Genomic DNA, 12,879 nt, shown 5'->3' on the forward strand with positions numbered 1-12,879 from the left:
ATGAGGCGATGCTGCATTTTACCTGCGGCATCATTATCTGGAATAAAATCCTATTGGGATAGGCTCTTAGTCTGCGCGGCCCATATAACGACGTTCAGCAATATGAATGCGGATTTTGTCGCCGGAGCTCAGATATTCTGGCACCTGAATATTCAGGCCGGTAGCCATCACAGCAGGTTTGGTACGTGAGCTTGCAGACGCACCTTTGATACCTGGCGCGGTTTCAACGATTTCCAGATCCACTGTCTGTGGCATTTCCAGCGCCAGCAGCTGGCTGTCCAGCGTCAGAACCTGCATACCCTGTAAACCCTCTTCAGGAATGAACAGCAGCTCTTCTTCAATCTGCGCTTTATTGAAGGTGTAAGGCGTGAAGTCTTCGTCATCCATAAAGATGTACTCATCGCCGTCAACGTAGGAGAAATTCACCTTACGGCGGGTCAGGGTCACGGTGTCGAGAATGTCGTCACCCTTGAAGCGTTCTTCCACCTTGCCGCCGGTACGCACATCGGCGAAACGCATTTTGTACAAGGTGCTGGCACCACGGGCACTTGGGCTCTGCACATCAATGTCTTTTACCAGCAGCAATTTGCCGTCGTAGTTCACAACGAAGCCGCGTTTAATTTCGTTAGCACGTGCCATATAAATAACCTGTCAGCAGAGAGAATAATAATTTGCGACACGTTACCCGCGCCGCTGATTTCAGGCAAGCAGATAGCGTAAAAAGAGTCGGGAAAACCCGCTTTCTGACGCAATTTTTGTGGTCTGCCTGCCGACATTAAAAATGTTCGATATACAGTGTTAAAGAGTAGTAAATATTTCGCTGGTGGCGGTGTTGCGCGCCTGCTATTGTCGCGCCTCAAAATGAGACCTGAGGAGGCTGTTAATGGACTGTCGTACCGATTGCGGAGCCTGTTGCATAGCGCCTTCAATTTCCAGCCCGATCCCCGGAATGCCGGACGGCAAACCCGCCAACACCCGCTGCATTCATCTGGCCGATAACTTCCTGTGCCAGATTTTCACCTCGCCGCTGCGGCCAAAAGTTTGTGGCAGCCTGCAGGCCAGCCGCGAAATGTGTTTCACACACCGCGACCAGGCGCTGACATATCTCATCAAACTCGAAGCCGATACCGCGCCTTAAGCTGCGGCTTCCGGCGTTTCTTCCGCTGGCTTATCGACGTTTTTCACATTCCAGATGCACGCAACCGCGCCCACCACCATCACCAGTGCGGCGTAAAACACTGCGTGATACGTCCAGAACTGCGCAATCACGCCCGCCAGTGAACCGGCGAGGATCCAGCCTGCACGGGTGGAATTGGTGAACAGCGTTGTCGCCGCACCCGCCTGACCCGGCATTAAATCCTGAAAATACAGCATGCCGATGCCGGCCAGAATGCCGATGAAAATGGCGTTCAGCAGCTGTAAAGCAATCATCGCTGCGGCTCCGGTTGTAAATAAAATACAGGTGTAGAAAATCACTCCCGCCACCACGGCAAACCGCATCAGGAAACGCTTACCTAACTGTTTTGCCAGATATCCGGCGATCAGCATGGTCGGGATTTCGAGACAGGCGGCGCTGCCCATCAGCACGCCCGCCAGTTTCTCAGGCAAGCCCAGTTCGCGCACCACGTACAGCGGCATATTGATCAGATAAATACTGTTGGCCGCCCACATCAGGGAACAGGCGATAAACAACATCAGCGTGTCGCGGCGGTTGCGGCGCGGGGCTTCCAGCGTGGCAGTCGTTTTGATGTGCGCTTTAGGCATAGAGGGCAGGAACATCCAGACCATTGCGCCACATAACAGAAACGCCAGCGTGGCGGCGCAATACATGAAGGTAAATCCGAATCCCATCGACAGGGCGAAAGCCAGCGGCGGCCCGACAACCCAGGCCAGAGAAACCTGTGCGCGCAAAATAGAGCTGAACATCACGGCTTCGCGCCCGGTTTTCTCGGAATGCTCGCGCGCAAGGGCAAACATTTGCGGGTTGGCGGTTGAGCCGAAACTCGACAGTAAAACGCCGATAAACAGCAAAATAAAGTAGTTACGGTTGAAGGCGAAAAGGACACACGCCAGCGCGCCCAGAATGCAGCAATACAGGATCAGCGTTTTGCGGTCACCGCGTTTGTCCGACCAGGTCGCCAGCAGCTGGCTGACGAAAATGCCAATCACGGCACTGCCGGTAAAGAAGATGCCGACCATAAACGGGCTGACGTGTACCTGAGAAGTCAGAAACAGGCTGAGCGTCGGGGTCTGAAGGGCACCGGCAATTCCGGTGAGAAAGGCGATGATCAAAAAAGCAGTCGACGTCATGTCGGGTAAGCGGCGGGCTGACGTTGTAGAAATTCGCATTAGATAGCTGAACCAGAGTGAAGAGAAGGAGGACGAAATTTGCGCGAATGTTACGTCAGTTTAAAAAAAACAAAAACAGGTTTTGATCATCAAAAATGTAAACCGGAGTGTATTTGCCATACTGAATAATAAAACCGCACATTGTGTTAAAAATAACCCAAACCGGCAGCCGTCCGGTCACAGGAGGTCATCCACTCAAACCCGCCAGCTACCTTCAGCTAAACTGTTTTTGGCCGCTTCAGCCTGACTTCAGCATTTGCGTTAAGTCACAGGCTTCAGGGCGTCGCAAAAAAGGAAACTGTGCGTGGCATCAAAAAATTGTTACGTCAAATCAGGGAAAGCTTGATTTAAAAACAGGCCGGATTGAGACTCCTTGAAACGTTTCAGCGTTGTCAGTTTCTCTTCTGAAATTTGATGGCGCTCCTTTTTTCTCAGTAAAGCTGAAACGATTCAATTTCAGCAGGAGAGGAGAATTATGTTCCAACTGTCACAGCAAGATATTCATCTCGGTGCGGCTGCCAGCGATAAGCAGGAAGCAATTCGCCAGGTCGCAGCAGCACTGACTCAGGCTGGCCGCGTCAGCGAAGGTTATGTAGACGGCATGTTAGCGCGTGAGCTGCAAACTTCTACATACCTTGGCAACGGTATTGCTATCCCGCACGGCACCACAGATACCCGTGATCTGGTGCTTGATACCGGCGTCCAGGTTTTCCAGTTCCCGCAGGGCATCGCGTGGGGCGAAGGGCAAACTGCTTATGTCGTTATCGGCATCGCGGCGCGTTCTGATGAACACCTCGGTTTGCTGCGTCAGCTGACGCATGTCTTAAGTGACGACAGCGTGGCTGAGCGTCTGGCAAAAACAGATTCAGCTGAAGAACTGCGCAGCCTGCTGATGGGCGAGAAAAATGCCGCTGAATTCCTGTTTGATACCCAACTGATTGCTGTTGATGTGGCGGCGGAAAGCCTGATCACATTGCAGGCGCTGAACGCAGGCCGTCTGCAACAGGTGGGTGCCGTTAATACCGCTTTCGTCAGCGATGTTATCAGCCGCAAACCACTGAATCTGGGGCACGGCATCTGGCTGAGCGACAGCACGGAAGGTAATCTGAAAAGTGCTGCCACCGTCAGCCGTGCGCATCAGGCGTTTGATCTGGCCGGTGAAAAGGTTTCTATGCTGCTGACGATTTCTGTCGCAGATGACCAGCCGCTGGACGTGCTGAATTACCTGAGCGACCTGCTGATTGCCAATAAAGCTGAACGCTTGCTGACGGCAGATGCCGTTGGCGTGCTGGCATTGCTGACCAGCGAAGTCGAAGAACAAGCCAACGTGCTGACGGCTGAATTCGTTATCCGTAACGAACATGGCCTGCATGCGCGTCCGGGCACGGCATTAGTGAACGTGATCAAACAGTTCAGCAGTGAAATCACCGTTACCAATCTTGATGGCAGCGGTAAACCTGCCAACGGCCGCAGCCTGATGAAAGTCGTGGCGCTGGGCGTGAAAAAAGGTCACCACCTGCGCTTTACCGCCAGTGGTGAAGATGCAGAACTGGCATTAAAAACCATCGGCGAAGCGATTGCCGAAGGTCTTGGGGAGGGCGCATGAGCCGTCGGGTCGCCACAATTACTTTAAACCCTGCGTACGATTTAGTGGGCTATGTGCCCGAAATCGAACGTGGTGAAGTCAATCTGGTGCAAACCACTGGTCTGCACGCCGCCGGTAAAGGCATCAACGTTGCGAAGGTGCTGAAAGATCTCGGCATCGACGTCACCGTTGGCGGCTTCCTGGGCAAAGAAAATCAGGACGGCTTCCAGTTGCTGTTCAGCGATCTGGGCATCGCGAACCGTTTCCAAGTCGTCAATGGCCGTACGCGTATTAACGTCAAACTGACCGAAAAAGATGGTGAAGTCAGCGACTTCAACTTCTCCGGCTTCAATGTGACGCCTGCTGACTGGGAACGTTTCGTGACGGATTCCCTGTCCTGGCTGGGTCAGTTCGACATGGTCGCCGTGAGCGGCAGCCTGCCAGCGGGCGTTGATCCTGACGCATTCACTGACTGGATGAAACGTCTGCGCGCGCAGTGTCCTTGCATCATTTTCGACAGCAGCCGTGAAGCACTGGTGGCCGGTCTGAAAGCTGCACCGTGGCTGGTTAAACCTAACCGTCGTGAACTGGAAATCTGGGCTGGCCGTAAATTGCCGGAACTGAGTGACGTGGTTGAAGCTGCGCATGCCTTGCGTGATCAGGGAATTGCCCACGTGGTGATTTCGCTGGGTGCTGAAGGCGCATTGTGGGTTAACGCCTCCGGCGCGTGGATCGCCAAACCGCCAGCCTGTGAAGTTGTCAGCACCGTCGGTGCCGGTGATTCCATGGTCGGTGGCCTGATTTACGGCTTGCTGATGCGCGAATCCAGCGAACATACGCTACGCCTGGCAACGGCTGTTGCCGCACTGGCTGTCAGCCAGAGTAATGTCGGTGTCACCGATCGTCCGCAGCTCGCGGCGATGATGGCCCGTGTTGATCTGAAACCCTTTTAATCCGCAGGAGGCAGAATGAAAACGCTGCTGATGATAGACAGTTCGCTGGGACAGGCTCGCAGCCATCTGGCGAAAAATTTGCTCGCTGCTGCTGCGGCGAAAGCAGGGCATCAGGTGGTCGATCAGGCCGCTGACGCTGAAGTTGTGATCGTGGCCGGTGAGACCGTACCCAACGATGCGACGCTGACAGGTAAAAACATTTATACCGGTGATGTGGCGGATGCCGTTCGCGATCCTCAGGCATTTCTGGCACGCGCACTGACAGAAGCCAAACCTTACGTGGCACCGGCTGTAGCCGTATCAGCACCTGCCGGTGCAGTTGGTCCAAAACGTATCGTTGCTATCACTGCCTGCCCGACCGGCGTGGCGCACACTTTCATGGCGGCTGAAGCTATTGAAAGCGAAGCGAAAAAACGCGGCTGGTGGGTGAAAGTGGAAACCCGTGGTTCCGTCGGTGCCGGTAACGCCATCACGCCTGAAGAAGTGGCGGCGGCAGATCTGGTCATCGTTGCGGCTGACATCGAAGTGGATCTGGCGAAGTTCGCCGGTAAGCCGATGTACCGTACCTCTACCGGTCTGGCATTGAAAAAGACCAAACAGGAGCTGGATAAAGCACTGGTAGAAGCGGAAGTGTTTGCCCCTAATGCACAGGGCGCAACTTCCACGGCGAAGAAGAAAGAAGCGGGCGGTTCTGGGCCATATCGTCACCTGCTGACCGGCGTGTCTTACATGCTGCCGATGGTAGTGGCGGGTGGCTTGTGTATCGCGTTGTCCTTCGTTTTCGGTATTAAAGCCTTTGAAGTTAAAGGCACGCTGCCGGCTGCGCTGATGCAAATCGGGGGCGCTTCAGCCTTCGCATTGATGGTTCCGGTTCTGGCGGGTTTTATTGCCTTCTCCATCGCTGACCGTCCTGGTCTGACGCCGGGTCTTATCGGCGGTATGTTAGCCGTGAGCACCGGTGCCGGTTTCCTTGGCGGTATAATTGCCGGTTTCCTCGCGGGTTACGTGGCGAAAGCTATCAGTGGCAAGCTGAAGCTACCGCAAAGTATGGAAGCCCTGAAACCTATCCTGATCATCCCGCTGGTCGCGAGCCTGATTACGGGTCTGGTGATGATTTATGTTGTCGGTACGCCGGTGGCAAAAATCATGTCAGGTCTGACCGCATGGCTGCAATCTCTGGGAACTGCGAACGCCGTACTGCTCGGCGCAATCCTCGGTGCGATGATGTGTACCGACATGGGTGGCCCGGTAAACAAAGCGGCTTACGCGTTCGGCGTCGCGTTGCTGAGTTCTTCCGTGTACGCACCAATGGCCGCCATCATGGCTGCCGGTATGGTGCCACCACTGGCGATGGGTCTGGCGACCTTGCTGGCGCGTAACAAGTTCGAACAAAGTGAACGCGAAGGCGGTAAAGCAGCGCTGGTTCTGGGCCTGTGCTTTATCTCCGAAGGTGCGATTCCGTTCGCTGCCCGTGACCCGATGCGTGTTCTGCCGTGCTGTATCGCCGGTGGTGCACTGACCGGTGCGTTGTCCATGGCATTCCATGCACAACTGATGGCACCGCACGGTGGTCTGTTTGTTCTGCTGATCCCAGGCGCAATCACACCGGTACTTGGTTACCTGGTGGCGATTATTGCCGGTACCGTTCTGGCGGGTGGCGCTTATGCGGTTCTGAAACGTTCAGATGCGCAGCTGGCCGCTAAAGTAGCCTGATAATTGCTGTTCAGCAGGTGAGAGAAGCGCGACTTAAAAATGAGTCGCGCTTTTTTTTTGCAGCGGCTATCTGCAAAATTAAGCCGCGACTTCAGCCGCCGCTTCCCCTTTTAACCACGCGATCTCATCTTTCCAGATCTCCGGATCAACCGTCTCGAGGATCATCGGGATACCGTCAAACCGCGCGTCGCGCATCATCCAGCTGAACACCGTATTGCCAATGTTTCCCTGACCGAGGCTGTGGTGGCGGTCGACGCGGCTGTTGAATTCGCTCTTCGCATCGTTGAGATGCATACCGCGCAGGTACTTAAATCCGACAACGTCTTCGAAATGTTTGAAGGTCTTCTCGCACTCTTCGACAGTTCGCAGATCGTAACCGGCGGCGAAAGCGTGGCAGGTATCAATGCAGACGCCGACGCGGCTTTTGTCTTCGACGCCATCAATAATTTTCGCCAGATGCTCAAAGCGGAAACCCAGATTGCTGCCCTGACCGGCGGTGTTTTCGATGACGGCGGTGACGCCCTGCGTCTGTGCCAGCGCGATGTTCAGGGATTCAGAAATGCGTTCGAGACATTTGTCTTCATCGATTTGCATCAGGTGGCTGCCCGGATGGAAATTGAGCAGCGAAAGGCCGAGCTGTTCGCAACGTTGCAGTTCATCAAGAAAGGCTTCGCGGGATTTTTCCAGCGCTTCGGTAACCGGGTGGCCGAGGTTAATCAGATAGCTGTCATGCGGCAAAATCTGGTTGCTCTGATAGCCATACTTTTCACAGGCTATTTTGAATTTTTCGATGACATCTTCCGGCAACGGTGCCGCTTTCCACTGACGCTGGTTCTTGGTGAAAAGCGCAAAAGCCGTGGCTTCCAGCTCGTGTGCCCGCAGCACGGCCTGATCGACGCCGCCCGCAGCACTCACGTGTGCTCCTATAAACTTCATTTCCGCTCCTCATTTATTCTTGATCTAAGGGAGAATGATAGCGCCTGCACAAGGCAGGCGCAGCAGAGAAGTGTTAAAACCCGCAACATTAGCCAAAAAGATGCTGAACCAGTTCGTTGATCCCCGCGCCGCCAGCAATCAGCCAGACAAACAATATTGCCGCCAGCAACATCGGTTTCAGCCCCGCCTGACGCAGCGCGCTGATGTGTGTTGTCAGGCCAAGCGCTGCCATCGCCATCGCAAGCAGCACGGTGTCGAGCGTGATGAGCGGCGGGATCCAGTTGTGCGGCAGAATATCCAGCGAGTTGAACGCCGCCACCAGAATGAATATCAGCGCGAACCACGGGATCGTGATGTTACGCAAACCTGATTTCTCACCGGCTTCTTTCACACCTTTACCTCGGGCAATCCAGCCGGATAACAGCAGCAGGAACGGAGCCAGCATCATGACGCGGATCATCTTGGCAATCACCGCCGCGTTTTCAGCGTCCGGGCTGACACCCTGACCGGCGGCAACCACCTGCGCCACTTCATGCACCGTCGAGCCGGTATAAATCCCGAACTGTGCAGCCGTGAGGTTCACCCAGTGATAATGCGCGTTAAGTTGCCATAACCACGGATACAGGAAGATGGCCGCGGTGCCGAAAATAACGACCGTAGCCACGGCAACCGTGACTTTTTCTGCTTTGGCGTTGAGCACCGGCTCTGTCGCCATCACGGCGGCCGCGCCACAAATGCTGCTGCCTGCACCGATGAGCATGGAGGTGTCGCGGTCTAATTTAAACACGCGTTGTCCCAGCCAGCAGGCCAGCGCGAAGGTGGAACACAACATCATGGCGTCAATCAGAATGCCGGTTGCACCGACGTCAGCGATTTGCGCGAACGTCAGGCGCAGGCCGTAAAGAATGATGCCGAGCCGCAACAGGCGCTGCTTTGCCAGCGTGACGCCTTTCTCGCACCATGGCCGGGCGGCAGGATAAAACGTGTTGCCGATAACCATGCCGATAACGATCGCCAGCGTCAGGGCGCTCAGCCCGAGCTGGCTTAGTGCCGGAAAATCACTCAGCCAGATAGCCAGAGCAGTAATGACGCCGGTCAGCGCCAGGCCGGGAATGACACGACTCATCCGCAGCGGTTGCGGAACGGTATTTTTGAGTGTGTCGCGTTTATTGAGCGGCAATGTATTCATCGTCGTTTCCTCATCTAAGGAGTGATGCGATAAGGCTACGCCGCGCTTATATAAAAATGAAATTGATTATAACTTTATAACCTATCTGAAAAACTGGTATAGAATGCGCTGAAAACCGGGGGCAAAATGGTCGCCCCGATCTACGGGTCTATACTGAAGAAAGAGAAAGCGTGCGGTACGCGGCGGTTTTTCTTCTGAACAGATTTCTGAGCAGACATTTTTGAACAAGCAATCAGCGGACCGGAGGGCTTGTAAGGATAGCGGGACATTTATGCACATAACATTGCGACAACTTGAAGTTTTCGCCGAGGTGCTGAAAAGCGGGTCGACTACGCAGGCCTCGGTGGTGCTTTCATTATCACAATCCGCGGTGAGTGCCGCACTGGCCGATATCGAAGGCCAACTTGGCGTGCAATTATTTGACCGTGTCGGTAAACGGCTGGTAATCAATGAACATGGGCGTCTGTTATACCCGAAAGCGCTGGCGCTGCTTGAACAGGCGGGCGAAATCGAGCGCCTGTTTAATCACGACAACGGTTCGCTGCGCATCGGTGCGAGCAGCACCATCGGTAATTACATGCTGCCGGCGATGATTGCGGAATACCGGCTGGATTTCCCGCATACGCCGATGGAACTTAACGTCGGCAACACCAATGACGTGATTAACGCCGTCTCTGATTTTCGGGTGGATCTGGGGCTTATCGAAGGGCCGTGCCAGTTGCCGGAGCTGATTACGCAACCTTGGCTGGATGACGAACTGGTGGTGTTTGTCGCACCGGAAAATCCGCTGGCGGGGCAGACGGTTTCACTTGAAGCACTGGCGCGGGAACCGTGGATCTTGCGTGAACGCGGCTCGGGCACGCGCGAAGTGTTAGATCACATGTTGCTTCCGCAGTTACCGGATTTCAATCTGGTGATGGAGCTGGGAAATTCCGAGGCCATCAAGCACGCGGTGCGTCACGGAATTGGCATCAGCTGTCTGTCGCGCCGGGTGATTGCCGAGCAGCTTAGCAGCGGCTCGCTGGTGGAAATCCGCCTGCCGGTTGCCCCGCTGGTGCGTAAGCTTTATCTCATTCATCACCGTCAGAAACACATCTCCAACGCCTTATCGCGGTTTTTAACCTATTGTCGCGAATCCTGATTACGGTCTTTCACTAATGATCCGCGGCCTGTTATGAAGGTGTCTTATAACAGGTCGTTCCTGCTATTCAGAGCGGCAGGTTTTGCTACAATCCGCGCTTAAATTTTATAATGACGAGCGGATATAGGGTAAAAATGGCTCAACAACCTACAAAAAATACGCAGGTGGCTCCCACACTGCGTCGCGAGCTCAAGGCACGTCACTTAACGATGATCGCCATCGGCGGTTCAATTGGTACGGGTTTATTCGTCGCCTCCGGCGCGACAGTTTCACAGGCGGGCCCGGGCGGCGCACTGCTGTCCTACGCACTGATCGGCATCATGGTTTACTTCCTGATGACCAGCCTCGGTGAACTCGCGGCATTCATGCCTGTTTCCGGTTCATTCTCCACGTATGGCTCCCGTTATGTCGAAGAAGGTTTCGGTTTCGCACTGGGCTGGAACTACTGGTACAACTGGGCGGTAACTATCGCCGTTGACCTCGTGGCCTCACAACTGGTGATGAACTACTGGTTCCCGGACACGCCGGGCTGGATCTGGAGCGCCTTGTTCCTCGGTCTGATCTTCCTGCTTAACTACATTTCCGTACGCGGTTTCGGCGAAGCGGAATACTGGTTCTCCCTGATCAAAGTGGTCACCGTCATCATCTTCATCGCCGTGGGCGTGCTGATGATCACCGGCATTATGCGCGGTGCTGAAACTGCGGGCTGGCACAACTGGACAATCGGTGATGCGCCGTTTGCAGGCGGGTTTGCCTCGATGATAGGTGTGGCGATGATCGTCGGTTTCTCCTTCCAGGGAACCGAACTGATTGGCGTGGCCGCCGGTGAATCTGAAAACCCGGGCAAAAATATCCCACGGGCAGTGCGTCAGGTGTTCTGGCGTATCCTGCTGTTCTATATTCTGGCGATTCTGGTCATCAGCCTGATCATTCCTTACACCGACCCAAGCTTGCTGCGTAACGAAGTGGGCGATATCTCTGTCAGCCCGTTCACGCTGGTGTTCCGTAATGCCGGTCTGCTTTCCGCCGCAGCGGTGATGAACGCCGTGATCCTGACCGCCGTATTGTCTGCCGGTAACTCAGGCATGTACGCGTCAACCCGTATGCTGTTTACGCTGGCCAGCGAAGGTAAAGCGCCGCGCATTTTCGCCAAACTGTCGAAAGGCGGTGTGCCGCGCAACGCACTTTACGCCACCACCATTGTGGCCGCGCTGTGCTTCCTGAGCTCAATGTTTGGTAACCAGACCGTTTACCTGTGGCTGCTGAACACGTCCGGTATGACGGGCTTTATTGCGTGGCTGGGCATCGCGGTGAGCCATTACCGTTTCCGTCGCGGCTATGTTTCACAAGGTCTTGACCTGAAGAAACTGCCTTATCTGTCCGGCTTCTTCCCGTTCGGCCCGGTCTTTGCCTTTGTGCTGTGTCTGATCATCACGCTGGGCCAGAACTATCAGGCGTTCCTGAAAGATACCATTGACTGGGGCGGCGTTGCGGCGACGTACATTGGTCTGCCACTGTTCCTGATCATCTGGTTTGGCTACAAGCTGACCAAAGGCACCAAAGTGGTGAAATACAGCGAAATGGAATTCCCGGAACACGTGGATAAATAACTGACCGGAACGGCTATTTTGTTGCAAAGGCGGAGCCCAGGCTCCGCTTTTTTTATACCTTTCTTTCCGTAATGCTTTGTTACTTCAGCCCTGTTTCCCCGCGCCCGATCTCTCTGTAACCTTGATAGGTTCTGTAAACTGCATTGATAATCGTTATCATTTCTTTTATTGTTAGCCCCACTTCAGGGAAACGTAAAGGAATCGGAAGAAGATGAATTATCAGCAGAATTTTATCAGTACGCTGTTTAGCAAACGAATTGCTGGCGGATTATTAGGATGCACCCTTGGCATGTTAAGCCTGAGCGCTCAGGCGGTGACGGTCACGGATATTGCCGGAAGAACGGTCACGGTGCCGGATGACGTCCAGCGTGTAGTGCTGGGAGAAGGGCGGTTGTTCTTTGCCGTTTCCCTGCTCGAAGGCCAGAAGCCGTTTGACCGCATTGCGGGCTGGCAGGGCGATTTCCGTAAGCTGGATCCGCAAACGTACGCGACGTATCAGGCTAAATTCCCGCAGATCGATAAAATCCCGCTGATTGGTAACACCAGCGCCGATAGCATCAGTCCGGAAAAAGTGCTGACGCTGAATCCGCAGTTAGCGATTTTTGGTTTGTCGGGCCACGGGCCGGGCAAAGAAAGTGCGCTGGTGACACAATTGCAGAAAGCCGATGTGCCGGTGGTCTTTGTGGATTTCCGCACGTCGCCGCTGAAAAATACCCTGCCGAGCATGGAGCTGCTGGGTAAAGTGCTCAACCGCGAAAAACAGGCGCAGGACTATATCCGCTTTTATCAGGACAACATCAAACGCGTCACGGATGTCACGAAAGACATTCCTGAGCAGGATAAACCGAAAGTCTTTATCGAATTACGCGCCTCAACCGCGGATGAATGTTGCCGTTCTGCCGGTAAAGGCAACATGGGTGATTTCATCGATCAGGCGGGTGGGGTTAATATTGCCAAACCGTTGCTGCCGGGGCCGCTGGGTCTGGTCAATCTCGAAAAAGTGATTGCGGCGCAGCCGGATGTATATCTGGTCAGCGGTGGCGGGAAACCGGCGAAAGCGGGTGATCCGGCGCCAACCGGATTAGTGCTCGGCGCACAAACCACGCCGGAAGAAGCACGTGCCAGCCTGACGCCGCTCCTGCAACGTAAAGGCATCAGCACGCTGAAAGCCGTGGAAAATGGCCGCAGTTTTGGCATCTGGCACAATTATTACAATTCGCCGTATAACGTGCTGGCCGTGCAGGTCTTTGCCAAAGCATTTTATCCGGAGAAATTTGCGGATTTGGATCCGCAGGAAACGCAGAAACAACTCTATAAGCAGTTCCTTGCCGTGGAACCGACAGGCACTTACTGGACGGATGCGGTTAAACCGGAAAGCGGCAAGTAATTCCGCCGTCAGTTTT

11 protein-coding genes are annotated in these 12,879 nt (G+C 54.5%); 7 read left to right on the forward strand and 4 right to left on the reverse strand.

The genetic code is table 11. From position 1 onward, the window contains the following. Window positions 1–66 precede the first annotated feature (66 nt). Window positions 67–639, reverse strand: coding sequence for an elongation factor P-like protein YeiP (gene yeiP / locus J8X26_RS15905; protein WP_152324310.1), 573 nt, complete (start codon window positions 637–639; stop codon window positions 67–69). A 244-nt stretch (window positions 640–883) separates the two neighbouring features. Here yeiP and J8X26_RS15910 point away from each other — a divergent pair, with 244 nt between their 5' ends. Further along, window positions 884–1,138: a YkgJ family cysteine cluster protein gene (locus J8X26_RS15910; protein WP_101076044.1), complete on the forward strand. Its 255-nt coding sequence runs from the start codon at window positions 884–886 to the stop codon at window positions 1,136–1,138. Here the strand turns inward: J8X26_RS15910 and J8X26_RS15915 are convergent. Beyond that, a complete protein-coding gene (locus J8X26_RS15915) occupies window positions 1,135–2,349 on the reverse strand; it encodes a sugar efflux transporter (RefSeq protein ID WP_152324309.1) in 1,215 nt (404 codons plus the stop codon). The genes J8X26_RS15910 and J8X26_RS15915 overlap by 4 nt on opposite strands. Before the next feature lie 475 nt (window positions 2,350–2,824). Here J8X26_RS15915 and fruB point away from each other — a divergent pair, with 475 nt between their 5' ends. From fruB to fruA, 3 genes are read left to right on the forward strand one after another with little or no spacing between them, the layout of a single operon-like run. Further along, window positions 2,825–3,955, forward strand: a complete 1,131-nt coding sequence (fruB, locus tag J8X26_RS15920; protein WP_208951362.1) for a fused PTS fructose transporter subunit IIA/HPr protein — start codon at window positions 2,825–2,827, stop codon at window positions 3,953–3,955. Next, window positions 3,952–4,887, forward strand: a complete 936-nt coding sequence (gene fruK, locus J8X26_RS15925) for a 1-phosphofructokinase (protein WP_056778537.1) — start codon at window positions 3,952–3,954, stop codon at window positions 4,885–4,887. Before fruB ends, fruK begins: the two co-directional genes overlap by 4 nt. A 15-nt stretch (window positions 4,888–4,902) precedes the next feature. Continuing rightward, a complete protein-coding gene (gene fruA, locus J8X26_RS15930; RefSeq protein ID WP_208951363.1) occupies window positions 4,903–6,600 on the forward strand; it encodes a PTS fructose transporter subunit IIBC in 1,698 nt (565 codons plus the stop codon). A gap of 78 nt (window positions 6,601–6,678) precedes the next feature. On the opposite strand, the gene nfo is transcribed toward fruA, so the two are convergent. Together nfo and J8X26_RS15940 are read right to left on the reverse strand one after the other, a co-directional pair. Further along, a complete protein-coding gene (gene nfo, locus J8X26_RS15935; protein ID WP_165058213.1) occupies window positions 6,679–7,536 on the reverse strand; it encodes a deoxyribonuclease IV in 858 nt (285 codons plus the stop codon). An 88-nt stretch (window positions 7,537–7,624) separates the two neighbouring features. After that, window positions 7,625–8,662 carry a YeiH family protein gene (locus tag J8X26_RS15940; RefSeq protein ID WP_244370617.1) on the reverse strand — a complete coding sequence of 346 codons (1,038 nt, stop codon included), beginning with the start codon at window positions 8,660–8,662 and terminating at the stop codon, window positions 7,625–7,627. Window positions 8,663–8,996: 334 nt separating this feature from the next. Between J8X26_RS15940 and yieE the strand changes: the two genes are divergently transcribed. From yieE to J8X26_RS15955, 3 genes are all read left to right on the forward strand, one after another. Further along, window positions 8,997–9,866, forward strand: a complete 870-nt coding sequence (gene yieE / locus J8X26_RS15945) for a DNA-binding transcriptional regulator YeiE (RefSeq protein ID WP_152324304.1) — start codon at window positions 8,997–8,999, stop codon at window positions 9,864–9,866. Window positions 9,867–10,000: 134 nt separating this feature from the next. After that, window positions 10,001–11,476 (forward strand): amino acid permease, encoded by a 1,476-nt coding sequence (locus J8X26_RS15950; protein ID WP_152324303.1) that lies wholly within the window; start codon window positions 10,001–10,003, stop codon window positions 11,474–11,476. A 211-nt stretch (window positions 11,477–11,687) separates the two neighbouring features. After that, entirely contained in the window at window positions 11,688–12,863 is a 1,176-nt protein-coding gene (locus J8X26_RS15955; RefSeq protein ID WP_208951365.1) for an ABC transporter substrate-binding protein, read from the forward strand. Window positions 12,864–12,879 lie beyond the last annotated feature (16 nt).

The organism is Rahnella sp. ChDrAdgB13, from assembly GCF_017655185.1.
Taxonomy (GTDB): domain Bacteria; phylum Pseudomonadota; class Gammaproteobacteria; order Enterobacterales; family Enterobacteriaceae; genus Rahnella; species Rahnella contaminans.

Bases quoted from the DNA above. Each gene is read 5' to 3' on its own strand.
- fruA (WP_208951363.1), top strand. From the start codon at position 4,903: ATGAAAACGCTGCTGATGATAGACAGTTCGCTGGGACAGGCTCGCAGC.
- J8X26_RS15955 (WP_208951365.1), top strand. From the start codon at position 11,688: ATGAATTATCAGCAGAATTTTATCAGTACGCTGTTTAGCAAACGAATT.
- fruB (WP_208951362.1), top strand. From the start codon at position 2,825: ATGTTCCAACTGTCACAGCAAGATATTCATCTCGGTGCGGCTGCCAGC.
- J8X26_RS15910 (WP_101076044.1), top strand. From the start codon at position 884: ATGGACTGTCGTACCGATTGCGGAGCCTGTTGCATAGCGCCTTCAATT.
- J8X26_RS15940 (WP_244370617.1), bottom strand. From the start codon at position 8,662: ATGAGTCGTGTCATTCCCGGCCTGGCGCTGACCGGCGTCATTACTGCT.
- yeiP (WP_152324310.1), bottom strand. From the start codon at position 639: ATGGCACGTGCTAACGAAATTAAACGCGGCTTCGTTGTGAACTACGAC.
- nfo (WP_165058213.1), bottom strand. From the start codon at position 7,536: ATGAAGTTTATAGGAGCACACGTGAGTGCTGCGGGCGGCGTCGATCAG.
- J8X26_RS15950 (WP_152324303.1), top strand. From the start codon at position 10,001: ATGGCTCAACAACCTACAAAAAATACGCAGGTGGCTCCCACACTGCGT.
- yieE (WP_152324304.1), top strand. From the start codon at position 8,997: ATGCACATAACATTGCGACAACTTGAAGTTTTCGCCGAGGTGCTGAAA.
- fruK (WP_056778537.1), top strand. From the start codon at position 3,952: ATGAGCCGTCGGGTCGCCACAATTACTTTAAACCCTGCGTACGATTTA.
- J8X26_RS15915 (WP_152324309.1), bottom strand. From the start codon at position 2,349: ATGCGAATTTCTACAACGTCAGCCCGCCGCTTACCCGACATGACGTCG.